General features: G+C 72.7%; 17 protein-coding genes. 15 read left to right on the top strand and 2 right to left on the bottom strand.

What is annotated here, in order from left to right:
* Window positions 1–2: 2 nt before the first annotated feature.
* Genes Ato02nite_RS44330 through Ato02nite_RS44285 form a run of 10 tightly spaced genes read left to right on the top strand, consistent with a single transcriptional unit; the run spans window position 3 to window position 12,235 of the window.
* Window positions 3–1,961, top strand: a complete 1,959-nt coding sequence (locus tag Ato02nite_RS44330; RefSeq protein WP_213012777.1) for an ABC transporter ATP-binding protein — start codon at window positions 3–5, stop codon at window positions 1,959–1,961.
* Window positions 1,958–3,991, top strand: a complete 2,034-nt coding sequence (locus tag Ato02nite_RS44325; protein ID WP_213012737.1) for a hydantoinase/oxoprolinase family protein — start codon at window positions 1,958–1,960, stop codon at window positions 3,989–3,991. The genes Ato02nite_RS44330 and Ato02nite_RS44325 overlap by 4 nt, the downstream gene beginning before the upstream one ends.
* Entirely contained in the window at window positions 3,988–5,652 is a 1,665-nt protein-coding gene (locus Ato02nite_RS44320; protein ID WP_213012736.1) for a hydantoinase B/oxoprolinase family protein, read from the top strand. Before Ato02nite_RS44325 ends, Ato02nite_RS44320 begins: the two co-directional genes overlap by 4 nt.
* Entirely contained in the window at window positions 5,645–7,291 is a 1,647-nt protein-coding gene (locus Ato02nite_RS44315; RefSeq protein WP_213012735.1) for a hydantoinase B/oxoprolinase family protein, read from the top strand. Before Ato02nite_RS44320 ends, Ato02nite_RS44315 begins: the two co-directional genes overlap by 8 nt.
* A complete protein-coding gene (locus Ato02nite_RS44310) occupies window positions 7,288–8,514 on the top strand; it encodes an amidohydrolase family protein (protein WP_213012734.1) in 1,227 nt (408 codons plus the stop codon). Before Ato02nite_RS44315 ends, Ato02nite_RS44310 begins: the two co-directional genes overlap by 4 nt.
* On the top strand, window positions 8,511–8,909 hold the full coding sequence (locus Ato02nite_RS44305) for a nuclear transport factor 2 family protein (protein ID WP_213012733.1): 399 nt from the start codon (window positions 8,511–8,513) through the stop codon (window positions 8,907–8,909). The genes Ato02nite_RS44310 and Ato02nite_RS44305 overlap by 4 nt, the downstream gene beginning before the upstream one ends.
* A complete protein-coding gene (locus Ato02nite_RS44300; RefSeq protein WP_213012732.1) occupies window positions 8,906–9,883 on the top strand; it encodes a zinc-binding dehydrogenase in 978 nt (325 codons plus the stop codon). Before Ato02nite_RS44305 ends, Ato02nite_RS44300 begins: the two co-directional genes overlap by 4 nt.
* Window positions 9,880–10,203, top strand: a complete 324-nt coding sequence (locus tag Ato02nite_RS44295) for a TIGR04076 family protein (protein WP_213012731.1) — start codon at window positions 9,880–9,882, stop codon at window positions 10,201–10,203. The genes Ato02nite_RS44300 and Ato02nite_RS44295 overlap by 4 nt, the downstream gene beginning before the upstream one ends.
* Window positions 10,203–11,198, top strand: coding sequence for an LLM class flavin-dependent oxidoreductase (locus Ato02nite_RS44290; protein ID WP_246608103.1), 996 nt, complete (start codon window positions 10,203–10,205; stop codon window positions 11,196–11,198). Before Ato02nite_RS44295 ends, Ato02nite_RS44290 begins: the two co-directional genes overlap by 1 nt.
* An 11-nt stretch (window positions 11,199–11,209) precedes the next feature.
* Entirely contained in the window at window positions 11,210–12,235 is a 1,026-nt protein-coding gene (locus tag Ato02nite_RS44285; RefSeq protein ID WP_213012730.1) for an alpha/beta hydrolase family protein, read from the top strand.
* A 21-nt stretch (window positions 12,236–12,256) separates the two neighbouring features.
* On the opposite strand, the gene Ato02nite_RS44280 is transcribed toward Ato02nite_RS44285, so the two are convergent.
* On the bottom strand, window positions 12,257–12,865 hold the full coding sequence (locus Ato02nite_RS44280; protein WP_213012729.1) for a helix-turn-helix domain-containing protein: 609 nt from the start codon (window positions 12,863–12,865) through the stop codon (window positions 12,257–12,259).
* Window positions 12,866–12,920: 55 nt separating this feature from the next.
* Complete coding sequence (locus Ato02nite_RS44275) at window positions 12,921–13,361, bottom strand: Lrp/AsnC family transcriptional regulator (RefSeq protein ID WP_213012728.1); 441 nt, start codon at window positions 13,359–13,361, stop codon at window positions 12,921–12,923.
* Window positions 13,362–13,512: 151 nt separating this feature from the next.
* Here Ato02nite_RS44275 and Ato02nite_RS44270 point away from each other — a divergent pair, with 151 nt between their 5' ends.
* Genes Ato02nite_RS44270 through Ato02nite_RS44250 form a run of 5 tightly spaced genes read left to right on the top strand, consistent with a single transcriptional unit; the run spans window position 13,513 to window position 19,244 of the window.
* Entirely contained in the window at window positions 13,513–14,394 is an 882-nt protein-coding gene (locus Ato02nite_RS44270; RefSeq protein WP_213012727.1) for a tryptophan 2,3-dioxygenase, read from the top strand.
* Complete coding sequence (gene kynU / locus Ato02nite_RS44265; RefSeq protein WP_213012726.1) at window positions 14,394–15,644, top strand: kynureninase; 1,251 nt, start codon at window positions 14,394–14,396, stop codon at window positions 15,642–15,644. Before Ato02nite_RS44270 ends, kynU begins: the two co-directional genes overlap by 1 nt.
* Window positions 15,641–16,957 carry an FAD-dependent oxidoreductase gene (locus tag Ato02nite_RS44260; RefSeq protein ID WP_213012725.1) on the top strand — a complete coding sequence of 439 codons (1,317 nt, stop codon included), beginning with the start codon at window positions 15,641–15,643 and terminating at the stop codon, window positions 16,955–16,957. Before kynU ends, Ato02nite_RS44260 begins: the two co-directional genes overlap by 4 nt.
* Window positions 16,954–18,462 (top strand): 2-hydroxymuconic semialdehyde dehydrogenase, encoded by a 1,509-nt coding sequence (locus Ato02nite_RS44255; protein ID WP_213012724.1) that lies wholly within the window; start codon window positions 16,954–16,956, stop codon window positions 18,460–18,462. Before Ato02nite_RS44260 ends, Ato02nite_RS44255 begins: the two co-directional genes overlap by 4 nt.
* On the top strand, window positions 18,459–19,244 hold the full coding sequence (locus Ato02nite_RS44250) for a 2-keto-4-pentenoate hydratase (protein WP_213012723.1): 786 nt from the start codon (window positions 18,459–18,461) through the stop codon (window positions 19,242–19,244). Before Ato02nite_RS44255 ends, Ato02nite_RS44250 begins: the two co-directional genes overlap by 4 nt.
* Window positions 19,245–19,250: the final 6 nt, after the last annotated feature.

Raw genomic sequence — 19,250 nt, 5'->3', positions numbered from 1 at the left:
CCATGCTCGACATCGAAGATCTCTCGGTCGTCATCCGGCGGCCCGGCCGCCAGGTGGCGGCGCTCAGCAACGTCAGTTTCTCGGTCGCGCCCGGCGAGGTGGTCGGCCTGGTGGGGGAGAGCGGCGGCGGCAAGAGCATGGTCGCCCGGGCGATCGTCGGCATGCTGCCGTCCGGCTCGCACGCCACCGGCCGGGTCGGTTTCGACGGCGCGGACGTGCTGCGGATGGATGCGGCGGCGCTGGCGAAGCATCGGGGACGCGGCGCGGCGATCTGCTTCCAGAACCCGCGGGGAGCGCTCAGCCCGACCCGTACGGTGGGCCGGCAGTTGATTGATCGTCTTGTCACGCACCAGGGTATGAGCGGCGACCGGGCGGTGGAGAGCGCGGCGGAGCTGTTCGCCTCGGTCGGCATCCGCAACCCCGGGCAGCGGTTGCGGGCCTACCCGCACGAGCTGTCCGGAGGCATGGCGCAGCGGGTGATGATCTCGCTGGCGGCTGGGTGCGCGCCCAGCCTGCTGATCGCGGACGAGCCGACCACCGGCCTGGACGTGACGCTGACCGCCGAGATCCTGCGGCAGTTCCGGCACGCCGCGGACACCGACGGGCGCGGCGTGCTGTTGATCTCGCACGACCTGGCGTCGATCGCCGAGGTGTGCGACCGGGTCGTGGTGCTCTACGCCGGGACGGTGGTGGAGACCGGGCCGGCCGCGAAGGTGCTGCGGGAGCCGGCCCATCCGTACACGCGGGCGCTGCTGCGCTCGGTGCCGGATGTGGGCGGCGGCCGGGTCGTCGCGACGGCCGGCGGGATGCCGCTGCTGACCGCGGCGCCGCACGACTGCCCGTTCGCGCCGCGCTGCGCCCACGCCACCGACGTCTGCCGCACGACGCGGCCGGAGACCGAGAAGCTGGCGGACGGCTGGTCGCTGGCCTGCTTCCATCCGCAGGAAGCCCCCTTGAGTGTGGTAAATGCCGAAAAATCGGACAACGCGGCGACGGAGGCCGGCCGGATTGTGCTGCGGGTCGAGGACGCTCATGTGGTCTACCGCAGCCGGTTCGGCTCGGGCGGGCACCACGCGCTGCGCGGCGTCAGCCTCGAACTGCGGACCGGCGAGACGCTCGGCGTGGTCGGTGAGAGCGGCTGCGGCAAGAGCACCCTCGCGAAACTCATCATGGGCCTGGTCGAGCCGTCCGCCGGTGCGGTCGCGGTGGCCGGCAAGGACGTCCGCAAGCGCAGCCGGGTGGAGCGGACCCGGGCGCAGATGGTGTTCCAGGACCCGATCGGTTCGCTCAGCCCACGGCGTACGGTCGCCGACTCGATCGCCGAGCCGCTGCGCGCCGCCAAGGTCTCCACCGCGGACCGCGCGCGGCGCGTCGAGGCGGCGCTGGGCCGGATGGAGCTGGACGACTCGATCCTCACCCGCTACCCGCACGAGCTCTCCGGCGGTCAGGCGCAGCGGATCGGCATCGCCCGCGCGCTGGTCGGCGAGCCCGACCTGATCGTCTTCGACGAGCCGACGAGCGCGCTCGACGTCACCGTCCAGGCCCAGATCCTCGAGGTCATCGCGGACGTGGCCGCGGACGCCGGGCACGGCTCGGTGTTCATCTCGCACGACCTCGCGACGGTCCGCGGTTTCGCCGACCGGGTCGTGGTGCTCTACCTGGGCCGGGTGGTCGAGGAAGGGCCGGTCGACGAGGTCTTCGACCATCCGCGGCACCCCTACACCCGGGCCCTGCTGGGCAGCGCACCACGGCTCGGCGCGACCCGCGCCGCCGACGTCCAGCTGGTCAAGGACCTGGACGAGGCGGACGCGGCGACCGGCTGCGCGCTGGCCGCCCGCTGCCCGTTCGTCACCGACACCTGCCGGTCGCAGGAGCAGACCCTTCAGCCGTACGGCGAGAGCCGGGCCGCCTGCTGGCGCGTCCCCGAGCTGCCCGCCCTGATCGGAAAGAGCGACTCATGAGTATCCGGCTGGCCGTGGACATCGGCGGCACCTTCGTCGACGCGATGGAGCTCGACACCCGAACCGGCCAGGTGCGTTTCCGCAAGGCGTCCACCACGCCGGCCCACCCGGCCGAGGGCGTGCTCAACGCGATCGCGGCGCTCGGCACCGACCTGTCCGATGTGGAGCTGTTCATCCACGGCACCACGCTCGGCCTCAACGCGGTGCTGGAGCGGCGCGGCGGCAACACCGGCATCATCACGAACGCCGGCTTCCGGGACATCTTCCTGATCGGCCGGGGCAACGTGCCGGCCGACCACATGTACGACTTCCGCTATCAGCGGCCGGAGAGCCTGGTGCAGCGCCGCTTCACCGCGGGCGTGACCGGGCGGCTCGACTACAAGGGCACCGTGGTTGAGGAGCTGGACCCGGACAGCGTGCTGGCCGCCGCCCGCGAACTGGTCGAGGTGCAGGGCGTCACGTCGATCGCGATCTGCTTCCTGCACTCGTACCTCGACCCGGCGCACGAGCGGGAGACCGCCCGGATCATCCGCGCCGCCTACCCCGCGGTGAGCCTGTCGCTGTCCACCGACATCGTGCGCGAGTACCGCGAGTACGAGCGGACCAGCACGACCGTGCTGGAGGCGTACATCCGCCCGATCTTCGAACGCTACGTGGACGAGCTCGAGAACGGGCTGGCCGAGCAGGGGTTCGCCGGCCGGTTCCTGATCATGCGGTCCGGTGGCGGCTCGATGACCGGCGCGGTGGCCAAGACGTCACCCACCCATACCGTGCTCTCCGGCCCGGCCGGCGGCATCGTGGGCGCCGCCTACCTGGCCAACGAGCTGGGCCGGGACAACGTGCTGACGTTCGACATCGGCGGCACCTCGCTGGACGCGTGCGTGATCGAGAAGGGCAGCGCGGTCGCCGCGTACGAGGCTCAGCTCGAACATTTCCCGCTGCTGATCCCGACGTACGACATCCGCACGATCGGCGCCGGCGGCGGGTCGATCGCCTGGCTCGACCGGGGTCTGCTGAAGGTCGGCCCGCAGAGCGCCGGCGCCGCGCCCGGCCCGGTCTGCTACGGCCGCGGCGGCACCGCGCCGACCGTGACCGACGCCGCCGTGGTGCTCGGCTTCGTCGACCCGCAGCGGTTCCTCGGCGGCGACATGGGCCTGGCCGACGAGGCCGCCCGGGACGCGATCCGCGAGCAGCTCGCCGAGCCGCTCGGCCTGTCCGTGGCCGCGGCCGCGGCCGGCATCTTCGACGTGCTGCTGGCCAAGACGGTCGGCGCGGTCCGGCAGATCACCGTCGAACGCGGCCACGACCCGCGGGTGTTCTCGCTGCTCGCCTTCGGCGGCGCCGGGCCCCTGCTGGCGCCGCTGCTGGCCCGCGAGATGGGCATCGGCGAGGTGCTGGTCCCGTTCGCGCCGTCCGGCTTCTCGGCCTGGGGCATGCTCTCGGCCGACATCGTCAACGACTTCAGCCGCACCGTGATGACCACCCTCGACGACGCCGACCTGGCGGCGCTGGAGCCGCTGTTCGCCGAGACCGAGCCCGAGGCGGTCGCGTCGCTGGCCGCGCAGGGCGTGCCGGCCGGCGAGGGTGTGCTGGAGCGGCAGTTCGAGCTGCGTTACCTGGGCCAGGAGCACAGCCTGATGGTCACGGTCGGGTCCACACTGGACGCGGCATCGGTGCGGACCGCCTTCGACGAGACGCACCACGCCCGTTACGGCCACACCATGACCAACCCGCTGCAGATCCTCAACCTTCGGGTACGCGGTATCGGGCGCACCCAGCGGCCGGAGCTGCCGCTGGTCGCCAAGGGCGGCGAGGCGAAACCCCGTACGCACCGGGACGCCTTCGACTTCGGCACCCGCGCGATCGTCCCGTTCGCCGTCTACGACCGCGCCGATCTCGAGGCCGGCAACACGTTCCCCGGGCCGGCCCTGGTGGACGAGGGCACGTCGACGACCGTGGTGCCGAGCGGCCAGCTGGTTACCGTCGACGACCACGGCTACCTGCTCGTCACGTTGAGGGAGGCGGCATGACCACTCTGGACGGTGCTCGCGTCGAGGTCGTGCGCAGCTATCTGCTGTCCGCCGCCGAGGAGATGCGGGCCACCCTGATCCGCACCTCGTTCAACCCGGTCATCTACGAGGTGCACGACTTCGGGCTCTCGCTCTACGACGCGCGGATGCGGCCGGTCGCCGAGGCCACCGGGCTCACCTCGTTCCTCGGTGCCAACGACTACTCGCTGCGCAAGGGCGTCGAGTACGTCGGCGTCGAGAACCTGCACCAGGGCGACGTGGTGCTGCTCAACTACCCGTACTGGAACGCGGCGCACGCCTCCGACGCCACCCTGTTCGCCCCGGTGTTCGACGGCGACGACCTGATCGGCTTCCTCTGCATCCGGGCGCACTGGATGGACCTGGGCGCCAAGGACCCGGGCTACGTGCTCGACTCCACCGATATGCACCAGGAAGGCATGATCTTCCCCGGCACCAAGGTGGTCTCCCGGGGCGAGCCGGTGCACGACATCCACGAGCTGCTGCGGTTCAACTCCCGGATGCCCGACGCGATCCTCGGCGACCTGCACGCCCAGATCGCCGCCATCCGCACCGGCGAGCGCCGCCTGCTGGAGATCTACACGAAGTTCGGCCGGCCCACCGTGCTGGCCGCGATCGAGCAGATCATCGCGGACGGCGAGGCCCGCACCCGGGCCGCCCTCGCCGCGCTGCCGCAGGGAAGCTGGACCGCCGAGGACTACCTGGACGACGACGGCATCTCCGACGAGCCGGTCAAGATGCGGGTCACCGTCACCATCGCGGACGGCACCTTCCTGGTGGACTTCGCCGGTTCGTCGCCGGCCACCCGCGGCCCGATCAACATGCCGTTCGGCGCCACCGAGGCCATCTGCAAGGTCATCCTCAAGTCGCTCACCTCGCCGGACGAGCCCTCCAACGCCGGCACGGTGGCGCCGCTCGAGGTGCGCGCCGAGCCCGGCACGCTGTTCCACGCGATCTATCCACAGCCCACGTTCACGCTGTGGACCGGCATCGTCGCGTTCGAGCTGATCCTCAAGGCCCTCGCGCAGGGCATGCCGGAGCGGCTGCCCGCCTCCAGCGGCGGTGACGTGCCCGGCTTCATGATGGTCGGCATCCACCCGGACACCGGCGCGATGTTCGCGGTCAGCAACAACGACCTGGTCGGCTGGGGCGGCACCGCCGAGCACGACGGCACCGACGCGGCCACCCACGTCTCCGGCAGCACCGGCCGTGGCACCCCGATCGAGGTGATGGAGGCCCGCACCGGCATGTTCATGGAGCGGGTCGAGATCCGCACCGACTCGGGCGGTGCGGGCCGGCACCGCGGCGGCGCCGGCCTGCGGCGGGACATCCGGTTCGTCACGCCGGGCGAGTTCCTGATGGTCATCAAGAAGACGAAGACCCGGCCGTGGGCGCTGGCGGGCGGCCTGCGGCCGGAGGCGAACCAGATCATCGCGTTCCCCGGCACCGACCGCGAGGAGCGGATCAGCACCAAGCGGCTGGCCGTGGTGCCGGGAGACCGGGTCACCCTGCTCACCGCGGGTGGCGGCGGGCACGGCTCGCCGGCCGACCGGGACCCGGCCGCGGTGCGCCGGGACGTGGCCGAGGGCTACGTGTCGCGGGACGCGGCGCGCGACGTCTACGGGGTGAGCCTCGATGACTGACGGCGCCACGGTCGAGGTCATCCGCAACCACCTCGTGTCGGCGGCCGAGGAGATGCGGGCGGCGCTGGTGCGCACCGCGTTCAACCCGGTGATCTATGAGGTGCACGACTTCGGCATCTCGATCTACGACCGGTCGCTGCGGCTGGTCGCCGAGTCCACCGGCCTGTCCCGGTTCCTGGGCGCCAACGACTACTCGATCCGCAAGGGCGTGGAGTACGCCGGCGCGCTGAACGAGGGCGACGTCGTGCTGCTCAACTACCCGTACTGGAACGCGGCGCACTCCTACGACGCGACGATGTTCGCGCCGGTGTTCTCCCGGGACGAACTGGTGGCGTACCTGTGCATCCGGGCCCACTGGATGGACCTGGGCGCCAAGGACCCGGGCTACGTGCTCGACTCCACCGACATGCACCAGGAGGGCCTGATCTTTCCGGGCACCAGGGTGTACGCCGGTGGTGAACCGGTGCACGACATCCACGAGCTGATCCGCTTCAACTCCCGGATGCCCGACCTGGTGCTGGGCGATCTGAACGCCCAGATCGCGGCGCTGCGCACCGGCGAGCGGCGGGTGGCCGAGCTGTTCGACCGCTACACCGCACCGGTGGTGGAGCAGGTGGTCGACCGGTTCGTCGCGGCGGCGGCCGAGTCGGCGGCCGAGGCGGTCGCCCGGCTGCCGCAGGGCAGCTGGACGGCCGAGGACTGGCTCGACGACGACGGCGTCACCGACGACCCGATCCTCATGCGGGCCACCGTGACCATCCGGGACGGCACGTTCACGGTCGACTTCGCCGGCTCCTCGCCGGCCGTGCCCGGCCCGGTCAACATGCCGATCGGCGGAACCATCGCGACCTGCCGGGTGGCGTTCAAGGCGATCACCACCCCGGAGGAGCAGACCAACGCCGGGCACTTCGCACCGCTGCGGGTCGAGGCCGAGCCGGGCACCCTGTTCCACGCGGTCTACCCGGCCGCGACGTTCACCCAGTGGACCGGCACGGTCGCGCTGGAACTGATCTACAAGGCCCTCGCGCAGGGCATGCCGGAGCGGCTGCCCGCCTCCAGCGGCGGTGACGTGCCCGGCTTCATGATGGTCGGCGTCCACCCGGACACCGGGGCGATGTTCGCGGTCAGCAACAACGATCCGGTCGGCTGGGGCGGCGCACCCGACCACGACGGCATCGGCCCGGCCAACCACCTGTGCCAGACCCAGGCGCGCAACACGCCGGTCGAGGTGCTCGAGGCGAAGACCGGGATGTTCTTCGAACGCGTCGAGATCCGCGCCGACTCGGGCGGGGCCGGCCGGTTCCGCGGCGGCTGCGGGCTGCGCCGCGACATCAGGTTCGTGACCGACGGCGAGTTCCTGTCGGTGATCAAGAAGACGAAGAGCGCGCCGTGGGCGCTCGACGGCGGCCGGCAGCCCGAGCCCAACCAGGTCGTCGTCTTCCCCGGCACCGCCCGCGAGCGGCGGATCAGCACGAAGCGCACGCCGGTGCGGGTAGGCGACCGGGTGACGCTGCTGACCGCGGGTGGCGGCGGGCACGGCGACCCGGCCGGGCGGGACCCGGCCGCGGTGCGCCATGACGTTCAGGAGGGGTACGTCTCGGACGAGGCGGCCCGGAAGGTGTACGGGGTGATCGTGTGAACCAGCTTCTCGGCAACTGCACCGTGGTGGACGCCCGGGTGCTCGACGGCGTGCCCGCGCAGAAGGACGCCGGGGTCTGGATCGACGGCGACCGGATCGCCGCGACCGGCCCGTACGCCGAGGTCGCCGCGCGCGCCCGGGCCGCCGGACCGGTCGTCGAACGCGACCTGAACGGCGCGTACGTGACGCCCGGCCTGACCAACATGCACACCCATTTCTCGCTGTCGCTGCCCGGCCCGGGCGGCGACAGCGTCAAGGATCTCGGCCCGCACGACCTGGCCCTCTACATGGCCGACGGAGCCCGCCGCACACTCGACTGCGGGGTCACCACGGTCCGCAACGTCGCCGAGAAGGACCACGCCGACTTCGCCCTGCGCCGGGCGATCAACGCCGGCCGGGTCCCCGGCCCGCGGATGTACACGGCCGGGCGGGCGCTGGTCTGCACCGGCGGTCACGGCCACGAGAGCGGCGACACGATGGAGTGCGACGGCCCGGTCGGGTTCCGGCACGGTGTCCGCAGCCAGATCAAGGCCGGCGCCGACCTGATCAAGGTGATGATCTCCGGCGGGATCGCCGGCGAGCACGAGGGCATCGCCACCCCGCAGCTGTTCGCCGACGAGATGGCCGCGGTCATCGAGACCGCGCACGCCTGGGGCCGCAAAGTCACCGCGCACGCCGGTCCGGCCGAGGTGATCGCCGCCGCGGTCGAGCTGGGCCTCGACTGTGTCGAACACGGCTATCAGCTCACCCCGGAGGTCGCCGCGCGGATGGCCGCGCGCGGCACGGCGCTGGTACCGACCCTGCTGGTGACCCGGTGCAAGGAGTTCTTCGACGAGCTGGGCGTGCCGGAGTGGATGCAGTGCCGTTCGCTCGGCGCCGGCCCGCGGCATCTGGAGAGCTTCGCGATGGCCGTGGAGGCCGGGGTGGAGATCCTGCTCGGCAGCGACATGCCGCCGTTCTGGTCGTTCGAGGGCACCAACGCCACCGTCCGGGAGCTGGAGAACCTGGCCGAGCGGCTCGGCCCGGCGCGGGCACTGCACGCCGGCACCCGCGGCCCGATCCGCTGGCTCGGCGCCGAGGACGACCTGGGCACCGTCGAGGAGGGTAGGTACGCCGACCTGATCGCGATGGACGACGACCCGCTCGACGACACCGGGGCGTTCCGCGGTGTGCGCTGGGTGATGAAGGGCGGCGTGGTGGTCCGGGACGAGGAGCGGCGATGAGCTTCGCGGAGACCGGTGCCGCGGCGATCGCGGCCGGCATCGACGACATGTACACGGCCTTCCTGGCCGGTGACCGGGCCCGCTTCGACGAGCACCTGCACGAGGACGTCACCACCTGGGAGACGCACCTGCCCGGCCCGCTGCGGACCCGCAAGGAGCTGGACGAGTTCCGGGACACCCGGGACAGCGCGGGGGAGCGGCCGGTGCTGGCGGCGCTGTTCGCCACCGAGAAGCGCATCGACGTCTGGGGCGAGGTCGGCGTGGCCCGCTACGTGCTGGTGGCCCGGTCCGTCGGCGGCGGCCCCGAGCAGCGCAGCCGGGTCACCGACGTGCTGCGGTGCCTGGACGGCAGCTGGCGGATCGTGCACCACCACTCGGAACTGGTCCGGCCGTGATCCGCCGGCTGATCGCGACCGAGCCGGGCGGCCCGCGGGACGTGCTGCGGCTCGCGTCGCTGCCCGACGACCCGCCGCCCGGCCCCGGTCAGGTGCGGCTGGCGGTGCGCGCGGTCGGCCTCAACTTCCTCGACGTGTCGCTGTGCCGGGGCGAGTACCCGGTGCGGCCGGACCCGCCGATGACCCCCGGTGTCGAGGCGAGCGGCCGGGTGCTGGACGCCGGGCCGGGCGCCGAGCACCTGGTCGGCCGGGAGGTGGTGGCCTGCCCGGCGCTGCCGCACGGCGCCCTCGGCGACACCGTCACGATCGACGCCGGCCTGGTGGTCGAGCGTCCGTCCGACGTGGACCCGGCGACCGCGGCCGCGCTGCCGGTCACCTACCAGACGGCCTGGTTCGCGCTGGACCGAGCGCGCCTGGCGGCCGGCGAGACGCTGCTGGTGCACGCCGGGGCGGGCGGGGTCGGCATCGCCACAATCCAGCTCGCGGTGGCCCGGGGCGCCCGGGTCGTGGCCACCGCCGGAACGCCGGCAAAGCTGGCGATCTGCCGCGCCCAGGGCGCCGCCGTGGCGATCGGCTACGGCGAATTCGAGACGGTCGCCGGCGAGGTCGACGTGGTGGTCGACCCGGTCGGCGGCGACCTGCTGAGCCGGTCGCTGGACTGCCTCGCCTTCGAGGGCCGGCTGGTCAGCGTGGGCATGGCCGGCGGCCCGCCGCCACCGGTCGACCCGGCCCGGCTGATCGCCCGCAACGCCGACCTGATCGGTCTCTCCTGGGGATCGCGTTACCCGTGGACCCGGCCGGCCGAGGTGCGGGCCGCTTACCGGGAGCTGTTCCGCCGGTGCGCGGCCGGCGAACTGCGCCCGCCGATCAGCCGGGTCGTCCCGCTCGCCGAGGCACCCGCCGCGCTGGCCGACCTGGCCGACCGGCGCACCACCGGCAAGATCATCGTGCGAATCGACGAAGGAGAAGCATGAGCGACGACGGTGACATGGACATCTACGACCTGCGGGTCAGCGTCGACCGGATCGAGGGCCGCTCGGTGTGCGGCATGGCGGTCGGCGACCACTTCGACCTCACCGAGAGCGCGCACCTGACGATCCCCGAGGGCAAACACTTCTGCGTGTACGCGCTCGCGTCGGTGCTGCCGTTCCTCGCCGCCAAGCAGCGCGAGCTCGCCGCCGGTGACTGGCTGGCCCAGGATTCGCACTTCATCTGCCCCGACCCGGGGGAGCGCCTGGTGATGAAGGTGGAGCGCACCGGCAAGCGGCGGATGAACTCGGCGGACCTCACCTGATGGTGGAGATCGGTCTCGGCCTGCAGAGCGACAAACCGGCCGGCGCGTACGCCCGGCTGGCGCGATCCGCCGAGGCGGCCGGTTTCGACGTGCTCACCGTGTTCGGTGACCTGATGTACCAGCCGCCGATCTTCCCGCTGCTGGAGATGGCCGGTGCCACCAGCCGGGTGCGGCTCGGGCCGGCCTGCCTGAACCCGTACTCGATGGCGCCGTACGAGATCGCCGGGCAGATCGCCGCGCTCGACCTGGCCTCGCACGGCCGGGCCTACCTCGGCCTGGCCCGGGGCACCTGGCTGGACGCGGTCGGCCTGCCCCAGCCGCGCCCGCTCACCGCGCTGGCCGAGGCGGCCGAGGTGGTCGGCCGGCTGCTGAGCGGCGACCGCACTGGTTACGACGGCCGGATGTTCACCCTCGCGCCGGACACCGCGCTGCGCTACGAGCGGCACCGCCCCCGGGTCCCGCTGCTGCTCGGCGCGTGGGGACCGCGCGGTGCCGCGCTGGCCGGGCGGATCGCCGACGAGATCAAGGTGGGCGGCAGCGCCAACCCGGAGATGATCCCGGTGGTGCGGGACCGGTTGCGGCCGGGCGCCGAGGCGGCCGGCCGGGACGTCGCCGAGATCGGCATCGTGCTGGGCGCGGTCACCGTGGTCGACACCGACGGTGCGGCGGCCCGCGCCAAGGCGCGCACCGAGGTGGCCATGTACCTGGCCGTGGTCGCCGACCTGGACCCCACCGTCACCCTGCCGCCGGGCCTGGTCGCCGAGGTGTCCGGGCTGGTCGAAGCTGGTGCGCACGAGGCCGCCGGCCGCCTGGTCCCGGACGACGTGCTCGACCGGTTCGCCTTCTCCGGCACCCCCGGACAGGTCGCGAAGCAGGCCCAGGCGCTGATCGACGCCGGGGTGCACCGGGTCGAGTTCGGCACCCCGCACGGCCTCACCGACGACCGCGGCGTCGATCTGCTCGGATCCGAAGTCCTGCCCCTGCTGTCCCGATAGGAGCTGCCCCGATGGACGTCCTGCTGGTGCTGGGCCCGGATCTGGTCGCCGACCACGGTCTGCTCACGAAGCTGGCCGGTGACACGGCCTGGGACCTGGACGTCGGTCTGCGGGTGGTTTTGACCACCGGCCCGGCCGAGACGGCCGAGGCGCTGGCCGGGCACGACGGCCCGGCCGTGGTGACACCGGCCGACCCGGCGCTGATGGCGGCGGCCCCCGCGTCGGTCGTCTGGTACGACCTGACGGTCGCCGACCCGGCCGGGCCGGCGCATCTGCACGGCCGCGGCGTGTGGGGACTGGTCTGGGCGATCCGGCACGCCGTGCACCGGCTGCGCGCGCCCGCGGCCCGGGTGGCCTACGGCGACCACCCGGAGCAGTGGGCCGATGAGCGGACCCCGGCCGGTGCCGCCCCCGCGCCGGTCGGGATCCTGATCCACGGCGGGTTCTGGCGGTCCATCTGGGCCGCCGACCTGATGGACGCCCTCGCGATCGACCTGGCCGAGCGGGGCTGGACCAGCTGGAACCTGGAGTACCGCCGGCCGGACCGGCACGGCTGGGCGGCCACCACGGCCGACGTGGCGGCCGGCGTGGCCGCGGCCCGCGACCGGCATCCCGGCGCACCGATCGTCCTGTTCGGCCACTCGGCCGGCGGTCAGCTCGCCCTGCGCCTGGCGGCCGACGACCCGGACCTCGCGCTCGCGGTGTCCCTGGCCGGCGTGCTCGACCTGGCCGAGGGGCAGCGGCGGTTTCTCGGCGAGGGCGCGATCACGACGGCGCTCGGCGGCACGCCGGCCGAGGTGCCGGCGGTGTACGCGGCCGGCGACCCGATGGCCCGGCTGCCGCTCGCCTCGCCCGCGCTGCTGGTGCAGGGCAGCGGGGACGGCCTCGACCTGGTGGACATCAACCGCCGGTTCGCCGCCGCCGCCGGCCTGACGCTGCTGGAGCAGCCCGGCGACCACTTCGACGTGATCTCCCCCGGCTCGCCGATCTGGGCCGCGACGATGGCGGAGACCAGCCGGTTGATTTCACCCTCGTGAACAGCGAGCGACCGCGGTGGGTCAGAACAGCCGCGGGGTGACCACCGAGACCACGGTGGTCACCGTGCCGGTGTCGTTGTACATCCGGTGCGGCACCGAGGACCGCAGGTGCACGCTGTCGCCCGGCCGCAACCGGTGCTCGACGCCGTCCACCTCGTAGAGCAACTCCCCGGAGATCACGTAGGCGAACTCCTCGCCGGCGTGCCCGTACGCGTTCTCCCGCTGGCCGCCCGGCGCGATGTGCACCAGCATCGGCTCGAGCACCAGACCGGCGCCCCGCTCGGACAGCATCCGGTAGGTCTGCTGGCCGGAAACGTACTGCGTGGCGGTGTTCTCGCCGCGGGTCAGGGTGAAGTGGCTGGGCATCGGCACGACCACCGGGTCGTGCCCGACGGCCGGCGTGTCGTCGAAGAACTCCGACACCGAGTGCCCCAGCGCGCTCGCCACACTGCCCAGCGCGGTCAGCCCGATCGACGAGATGCCCCGCTCGACCTGGGACAGGAAGCCGATCGACAGCCCGGAGCGGGCGGCCAGGCTGCGCAGCGTCAGGCCGCGCTGTTTCCGGAACTCGCGGATGCGCGGACCGACCTGTGCCGACGAGGTCTCCTCGATCGGTTCCGTGACCGGCACGGTTACCTCCTGTGCTCCGAAACTTGTTCGATCGTACCTAAAACCGGTTCCGCGGTCATGAGTCGATCGGCACGATCGGCTGCCAGGACAGCGGGGTCGAGAGGATCATGGTGCTGGACGGCGCGCCGTACCCGCCGAGCCGGTCGATCACCTCCTCGAACGCCTCGATCGAGCCGGCCGCGACCTTCAGCACGGAACAGGTGTCGCCGGTGACCCGGTTGATCTCCAGCACCTCGGGCCAGGTGGCGACCTTGTCGTCGCGCAGCACGCAGGTCGGCCCGTAACAGGACATCCGGATCAGGGCGAGCACCTCGCGGCCGGCCTTGGCCAGATCGACCTGGGCGTGATAGCCGGTGATCACCCCGGTCTCCTCGAGCCGCCGCACCCGCTCGGCGACCGCCGGTGGGGACAGATGCACCCGCCGGGACAACTCGCTGTAGGAGAGCCGGGCGTCGTCCTGCAACTCCCGGAGAAGGGCCCAGTCCATGGCGTCCATCCGGCCACCTTCCGATCGCAAACCGATCTTGCGAATCTAGCCGCCGATCGACTGTTCATCGAGGTCAGCACCGTTAATTCGGCATTCCGGGAGAGCCCTGACAACGAAAGCATGGAGCAGTCCCAGCCGACGCGGTAGGCGAGGAGAGTACGTGGATCCGGTGAACACTGCTGTCGTCCGGCCGACGACCGCTGCCGAGCGCGACGAACGGTCGGCGGCCAACAGCGGGCGGCCGACCCTGGAGTTCGGGCAGCGTGTGCCCTACGACTCCTACGTGCACGCCAGCACCCTGCACACGCTGCAACGCACCCTCAGCGGCGACCCGGGCGAGATGTCGTTCCTCGTCGTCAGCCAGATCATGGAGCTGTACTTCAAGCTCGTCCGGCACGAGCTGACGCAGGCTCGCGACCACCTCCGAGCCGATCAGGTCTGGCCGGCCCTGGCCCCGCTGCGCCGGGCCGCCCTGCACCTCGAGGGCCTCAACGCCGCCTGGCAGACGCTGCGCTGGATGACCCCGGCCGACTTCAACCGCTTCCGGGACCTGCTCGGCGAGGGCTCCGGCTTCCAGTCGGCCATGTACCGGCAGGTGGAGTTCCTGCTCGGGCTGCGCAACCCGGCGCTGATCCGGCCGTTCAAGGGCAGCGACGCGTTCGACGAGCTGACCGCCGCCCTGCACGAGCCGAGCCTCTGGGACGAGGTGATCGCGCTGCTCGCCCGGCACGGGCACGACCTCAAGCCGGAACTGCTCGACCGGGACTACGCCGTGGAGCACGAGGCCGACCCGTCGGTGTCCGACGCCTGGGTGCGGATCTACCGCGACCCCGGCCCGGAGAACCACCTGCGGCTGCTCGGCGAGGCCCTCACCGAGGTCGCCGACCGGTTCGGCGACTGGCGTTACCTGCACCTCAAGGCGGTGCAGCGGACCATGGGCGCGAAGACCGGCACCGGCGGCTCCAACGGGGTGGCCTGGTTGCAGCGCAGCATGAACCGCACCGTCTTCCCGGAACTGTGGACCTCCCGGACGGAGATGTGATGCTCGACCACGACGATCCCGGTCACCGCCACCTCTTCCACATCCCGCCGGCCGAGGGCGGCGACCACCCGGAGGTCGCCTACTTCGCCGGCAACTCGCTCGGGCTGCAGCCCCGGGCCACCCGCACCGAGCTGCTGGAGGACCTGGACGACTGGGCCCGGCTCGGCGTCGAGGGTCATCTGGACGCCGCCCGCCCCTGGTTGCCCTACCACGAACTGCTCACCGCGCCGGCCGCGCGGCTGGTCGGCGCGCTGCCGTCGGAGGTCGTGGTGATGAACTCGCTCACCGTCGACCTGCACCTGCTGATGGTGTCGTTCTACCGCCCGGCCGGCCGGCGCACCCGGATCGTCATCGAGGACGCGGCGTTCCCCTCGGACAGCTACGCCGTGCGCAGCCAGGCCCGCCTGCACGGCCTCGACCCGGACACCACCGTCGTCCGGCTGCGCCCGCGCGCCGGCGAGGACACCCTGCGCACCGAGGACGTGCTGGCGTTCCTGGCCGCCGAGGGCGACACGGTGGCGCTGGTGCTGTTCGGCGGCGTCAACTACCTCACCGGCGAGCTGATGGACATGGCGGCGATCACCGCGGCCGGGCGGGCGGCCGGCGCGGTGGTCGGCTGGGACCTCGCGCACGCCGCCGGCAACGTGCCCCTCGCCCTGCACGAGTGGGGCGCCGACTTCGCCGCCTGGTGCTCGTACAAGTACCTGAACGCCGGGCCCGGTGCGCTGGCCGGTGTCTTCGTCCACGAGCGCCACCACGGTGACCCCGACCGGCCGCGCCTGGAGGGCTGGTGGAGCACCGAGCCGGCCACCCGGTTCGAGATGACCGCCGAGTCCCGCCCGCCCCGCAGCGCCGACGCCTGGCAGGTCTCCAACCCGCCGATCTTCGCGATGGGCCCGGTGCGCACCTCGCTGCGGATCTTCGACGAGGTCGGCATGCCTGCGCTGCGCGCGCGCAGCCTGCGCCTGACCACCCATCTGCGTGGGTTGCTGGACGAGGTGGCCGCCGACCGGCCGCTGTCGGTGATCACACCGCGGGAACCGGAACGGCACGGCTGCCAGCTCTCGGTGCGGCTGCACGAGGGCAACGCCGGCGCGCTGACCAAGCGGCTGCGCTTCGAGCACGGCGTGATCGCCGACGCCCGGCAGCCGGACATCGTGCGGTTCGCGCCGGTGCCGCTCTATTCGACGTACGAGGACTGCCGCCGAGCCGCCGAAGCACTGAAAGCCTGCGTGGAGGAGAACCGATGAGCCGGGAACACGTGGCGGTGATCGGGGCCGGGCTGACCGGCAGCCTGCTCGCCGCCTATCTGGGCCGCCGCGGATATCGCGTCGACGTCTACGAGCGCCGGTCCGACCCGCGGGTCACCGGGGCCGAGCGGGGCCGCTCGATCAACCTGGCCCTCTCCGAGCGCGGCATCGACGCGCTGCGCCGGATCGGGCTGGCCGACCAGGTGCTGGCCGGAGCGCTGCCGATGCACGGCCGGATGGTGCACCCGCTCGACGGCGAGGCGAACTTCCAGCCCTACAGCCTGGCCGGCGACCGGGCGATCAACTCGATCGGCCGGGGCGCGCTCAACGACGCGCTGCTCGACGCGGCGGAACAGACCGCCGGGGTCACCGTCCACTTCGACCATCCGCTGACCGGGCTCGACCCGGAGACCGGAACCCTCGGCTTCGCCGACGGGACGCAGGCCAAGGCGGACATCGTGCTGGGTGCCGACGGTTCCGGTTCGGCGGTGCGCGGGCTGCTCCTGGCGTACGCCGGGGAGCGGTTCGACGAGACGGTCAGCTTCCTCGACTACGGCTACAAGGAGCTCACCATCCCGGCCCGCGACGGCGAGTTCGCGCTCGACCCGGGCGCCCTGCACATCTGGCCACGCGGCACCTCGATGATGATCGCGCTGCCCAACCCGGACCGCTCGTTCACCGGCACCCTGTTCTGGCCGATGGGCGGCACCGGCAGCTTCGCCTCGCTGGGCAGCCCGGCGGCGGTCGAACGGCACTTCCGCCGGCACTATCCCGACCTGCTGGAGCTGATCCCGGGCCTGGCCGACGACTACCGGCACAACCCGGTCGGCCTGCTCGGCACCGTCCACTGCGGACCCTGGCAGATGCTCGGCCGGGTCGCGCTGATCGGCGACGCCGCGCACGCCATCGTCCCGTTCTACGGCCAGGGCGCCAACGCCGCGTTCGAGGACGTCGTCGAGCTGGACCGCTGCCTGGACGCGACCGGCGACGACTGGGCGGCCGCGCTGCCGGCGTACGAGAAGGGCCGCCGGGAGAACAGCGAGGCGATCGCCGCGATGGCCCTGGCCAACTTCGTCGAGATGCGCGACAAGGTCGCCGACCCGCTGTTCAAGCTGGGCAAGAGCATCGAGCACACCCTCGAACGCTGGCTGCCCGGCCGGTACGTCTCGCGCTACGAGATGGTCTCCTTCTCCACGACGCCGTACGCCGAGGTGCGCCGCCGGGTCCGCCGCCAGCATCAGGTGCTCGCCGCCGCCGGTCTGCTGGCCGCCGCCGGCCTGGCCGCGCTGGTCGGCCGGGCGGTGACCCGATGACCGGCCGGTGGGATCCCGCGCTGGCCACCGGCCGCCCGCCGGGTGAGCCGCCGCAGCTGCGGAACTTCGTGGCCGGCGAGTTCCGGGCGGCCACCGCCACCTTCGCGAAGGCGTCGCCGGTCACCGGAGAGACGGTCTTCGCGGTCACCGAGTCGGACCGCTCCACCGTGGACGACGCGGTCGCCGCCGCCCGGGCCGCCGTGCGCGGGCCGTGGGGCCGCACCACCGAGCAGGAGCGGGCCACCGTGCTGCGCCGGATCGCCGACGAGCTGGAGCGGCGCTTCGAGGACCTGGTCACCGCCGAGGTCGCCGACACCGGCAAGACGCTGGCCCAGGCCCGCACCCTGGACATCCCGCGCGGCGCCGCCAACTTCCGGGCGTTCGCCGACGTGGTGGCCGCGACCGGCACCGAGTCGTTCACCACGGCCACCGCCGGTGGCGGCCGGGCGTTGAACTACGCGGTCCGCAAACCGGTCGGCGTGGTCGCCGTCATCGTCCCGTGGAACCTGCCGCTGCTGCTCCTGACCTGGAAGGTGGCGCCCGCGCTGGCCTGCGGCAACGCGGTCGTGGTCAAGCCCAGCGAGGAGACCCCGGCGTCGGCCACCGTGCTGGCCGAGGTGATGGCCGCGGCCGGGGTGCCGGACGGTGTCTTCAACCTGGTGCACGGGCACGGCCCGGACGCGGCCGGCGAATGGCTGACCACCCACCCGGACGTGGACGCGATCACCTTCACCGGCGAGTCCGCCACCGGCGCGGCGATCATGCGCAACGCCGCGGACGGCGTGAAGGCGGTGTCGTTCGAGCTCGGCGGCAAGAACGCCGGCCTGGTCTTCGCCGACGCCGATCTGGACGCCGCGGTGGCCGGCAGCGTGCGGTCCAGCTTCACCAACGGCGGCCAGGTCTGCCTGTGCACCGAACGCCTCTACGTGCACCGGTCGATCTTCGACGAGTTCACCACCCGGCTGGCCGCGCGGGCCAAGGAGTTGACCTACGGCTGGCCGACCGACGAGGGCACCGGCACCATGCCGCTGATCTCCAAGGCGCACCGGGACAAGGTGGCCGGCTACTACGAGCTGGCCCGCTCCGAAGGCGCGACGTTCCTGGCCGGTGGCGGAGTGCCGCACTTCGGCGACGCCCGGGACGGCGGGTCGTACATCGAACCCACCGTCATCACCGGGCTCGGCCAGGACGCCCGTACGGTCCGCGAGGAGATCTTCGGGCCGATCTGCCACGTCGCGCCGTTCGACGACGAACAGGAGGCCTTCGCGCTGGCCAACGACAGCGTGTACGGCCTGGCCGGGACGGTCTGGACCCGCGACGTCGGCCGGGCACTGCGGGCCGGCGCCCAGCTCGACGCCGGCCTGGTCTGGGTGAACACCTGGTTCCTGCGCGACCTGCGCACCCCGTTCGGCGGGATGCGGGCCTCCGGCGTGGGCCGCGAGGGTGGCCGCCACTCACTGGACTTCTACTCCGAATACACCAACGTCTGCGTGGACATGTCGTGACCGATGCCGCTGCTGAGCTTCTGGAGGCGTACGCCTCGGGAAAGCCGGTCCCACCCCTGCGCGACCGGATCATCCGGGCCGGGGACGTCGATGCCGCCTATCGGGCGCAGAGCGCCCAGGTCGAGACCTGGCTCGCGGCCGGCCGCCGCCCGGTCGGCGCCAAGATCGGGCTGACCGCGCCGGCCGTGCAGCGCGCGTTCGGCGTCTACCAGCCGGACTTCGGCGTGCTCTTCGCCGACATGGCGGTGCCGGACGGCGCCGAGATCGACCCGGACACGCTGATCCAGCCCCGGGTCGAGGCGGAGGTGGCGTTCGTGCTCGGCCGTGATCTGCCGGAGGAGCAGGTGACCGTGGCCGACGTGCTGCGGGCCACCGACTTCCTGCTGCCGGCCATCGAGGTGGTCGACTCGCGGATCGCCGGCTGGGACATCTCGATCGTCGACACCGTCGCGGACAACGCCTCCAGCGGCCGGTACGTTCTCGGCACCACGCCCCGCCGGGTGTCCGATGTGGACCTGCGGCTGTGCGGCGCGGTGCTGGAGAGCGCCGGCGAACCGGTGTCGGTCGGGGCCGGCGCGGCCTGCCTCGGCAACCCGCTGCACGCAGTGGCCTGGCTGGCCACCACGCTGGCGGGCAACGGCAGCCCGCTGCGGGCGGGCGACGTCGTGCTGTCCGGTGCGCTCGGCCCGATGGTGCCGGTGACCCCCGGTGCCTCCTACGAAGCGCGGATCTCCGGCCTCGGCTCGGTCCGGGCGAACTTCGCGAAGGGAGCGAAACAGTGAGCGCAG

Origin of the sequence: Paractinoplanes toevensis (genome assembly GCF_018332695.1) — a bacterium.
In the GTDB taxonomy this organism is placed as follows: Bacteria; Actinomycetota; Actinomycetes; order Mycobacteriales; family Micromonosporaceae; genus Actinoplanes; species Actinoplanes toevensis.
The sequence above is the reverse complement of the archived record's forward strand: the minus strand, read 5'-3'. Positions and strand labels throughout refer to the sequence as shown.

Coding starts and splice junctions, on each gene's coding strand:
- Ato02nite_RS44325 (WP_213012737.1), top strand. CDS start 1,958: ATGAGTATCCGGCTGGCCGTGGACATCGGCGGCACCTTCGTCGACGCG.
- Ato02nite_RS44285 (WP_213012730.1), top strand. CDS start 11,210: ATGGACGTCCTGCTGGTGCTGGGCCCGGATCTGGTCGCCGACCACGGT.
- Ato02nite_RS44305 (WP_213012733.1), top strand. CDS start 8,511: ATGAGCTTCGCGGAGACCGGTGCCGCGGCGATCGCGGCCGGCATCGAC.
- Ato02nite_RS44290 (WP_246608103.1), top strand. CDS start 10,203: ATGGTGGAGATCGGTCTCGGCCTGCAGAGCGACAAACCGGCCGGCGCG.
- Ato02nite_RS44330 (WP_213012777.1), top strand. CDS start 3: ATGCTCGACATCGAAGATCTCTCGGTCGTCATCCGGCGGCCCGGCCGC.
- kynU (WP_213012726.1), top strand. CDS start 14,394: ATGCTCGACCACGACGATCCCGGTCACCGCCACCTCTTCCACATCCCG.
- Ato02nite_RS44295 (WP_213012731.1), top strand. CDS start 9,880: ATGAGCGACGACGGTGACATGGACATCTACGACCTGCGGGTCAGCGTC.
- Ato02nite_RS44315 (WP_213012735.1), top strand. CDS start 5,645: ATGACTGACGGCGCCACGGTCGAGGTCATCCGCAACCACCTCGTGTCG.
- Ato02nite_RS44320 (WP_213012736.1), top strand. CDS start 3,988: ATGACCACTCTGGACGGTGCTCGCGTCGAGGTCGTGCGCAGCTATCTG.
- Ato02nite_RS44275 (WP_213012728.1), bottom strand. CDS start 13,361: ATGGACGCCATGGACTGGGCCCTTCTCCGGGAGTTGCAGGACGACGCC.
- Ato02nite_RS44255 (WP_213012724.1), top strand. CDS start 16,954: ATGACCGGCCGGTGGGATCCCGCGCTGGCCACCGGCCGCCCGCCGGGT.
- Ato02nite_RS44260 (WP_213012725.1), top strand. CDS start 15,641: ATGAGCCGGGAACACGTGGCGGTGATCGGGGCCGGGCTGACCGGCAGC.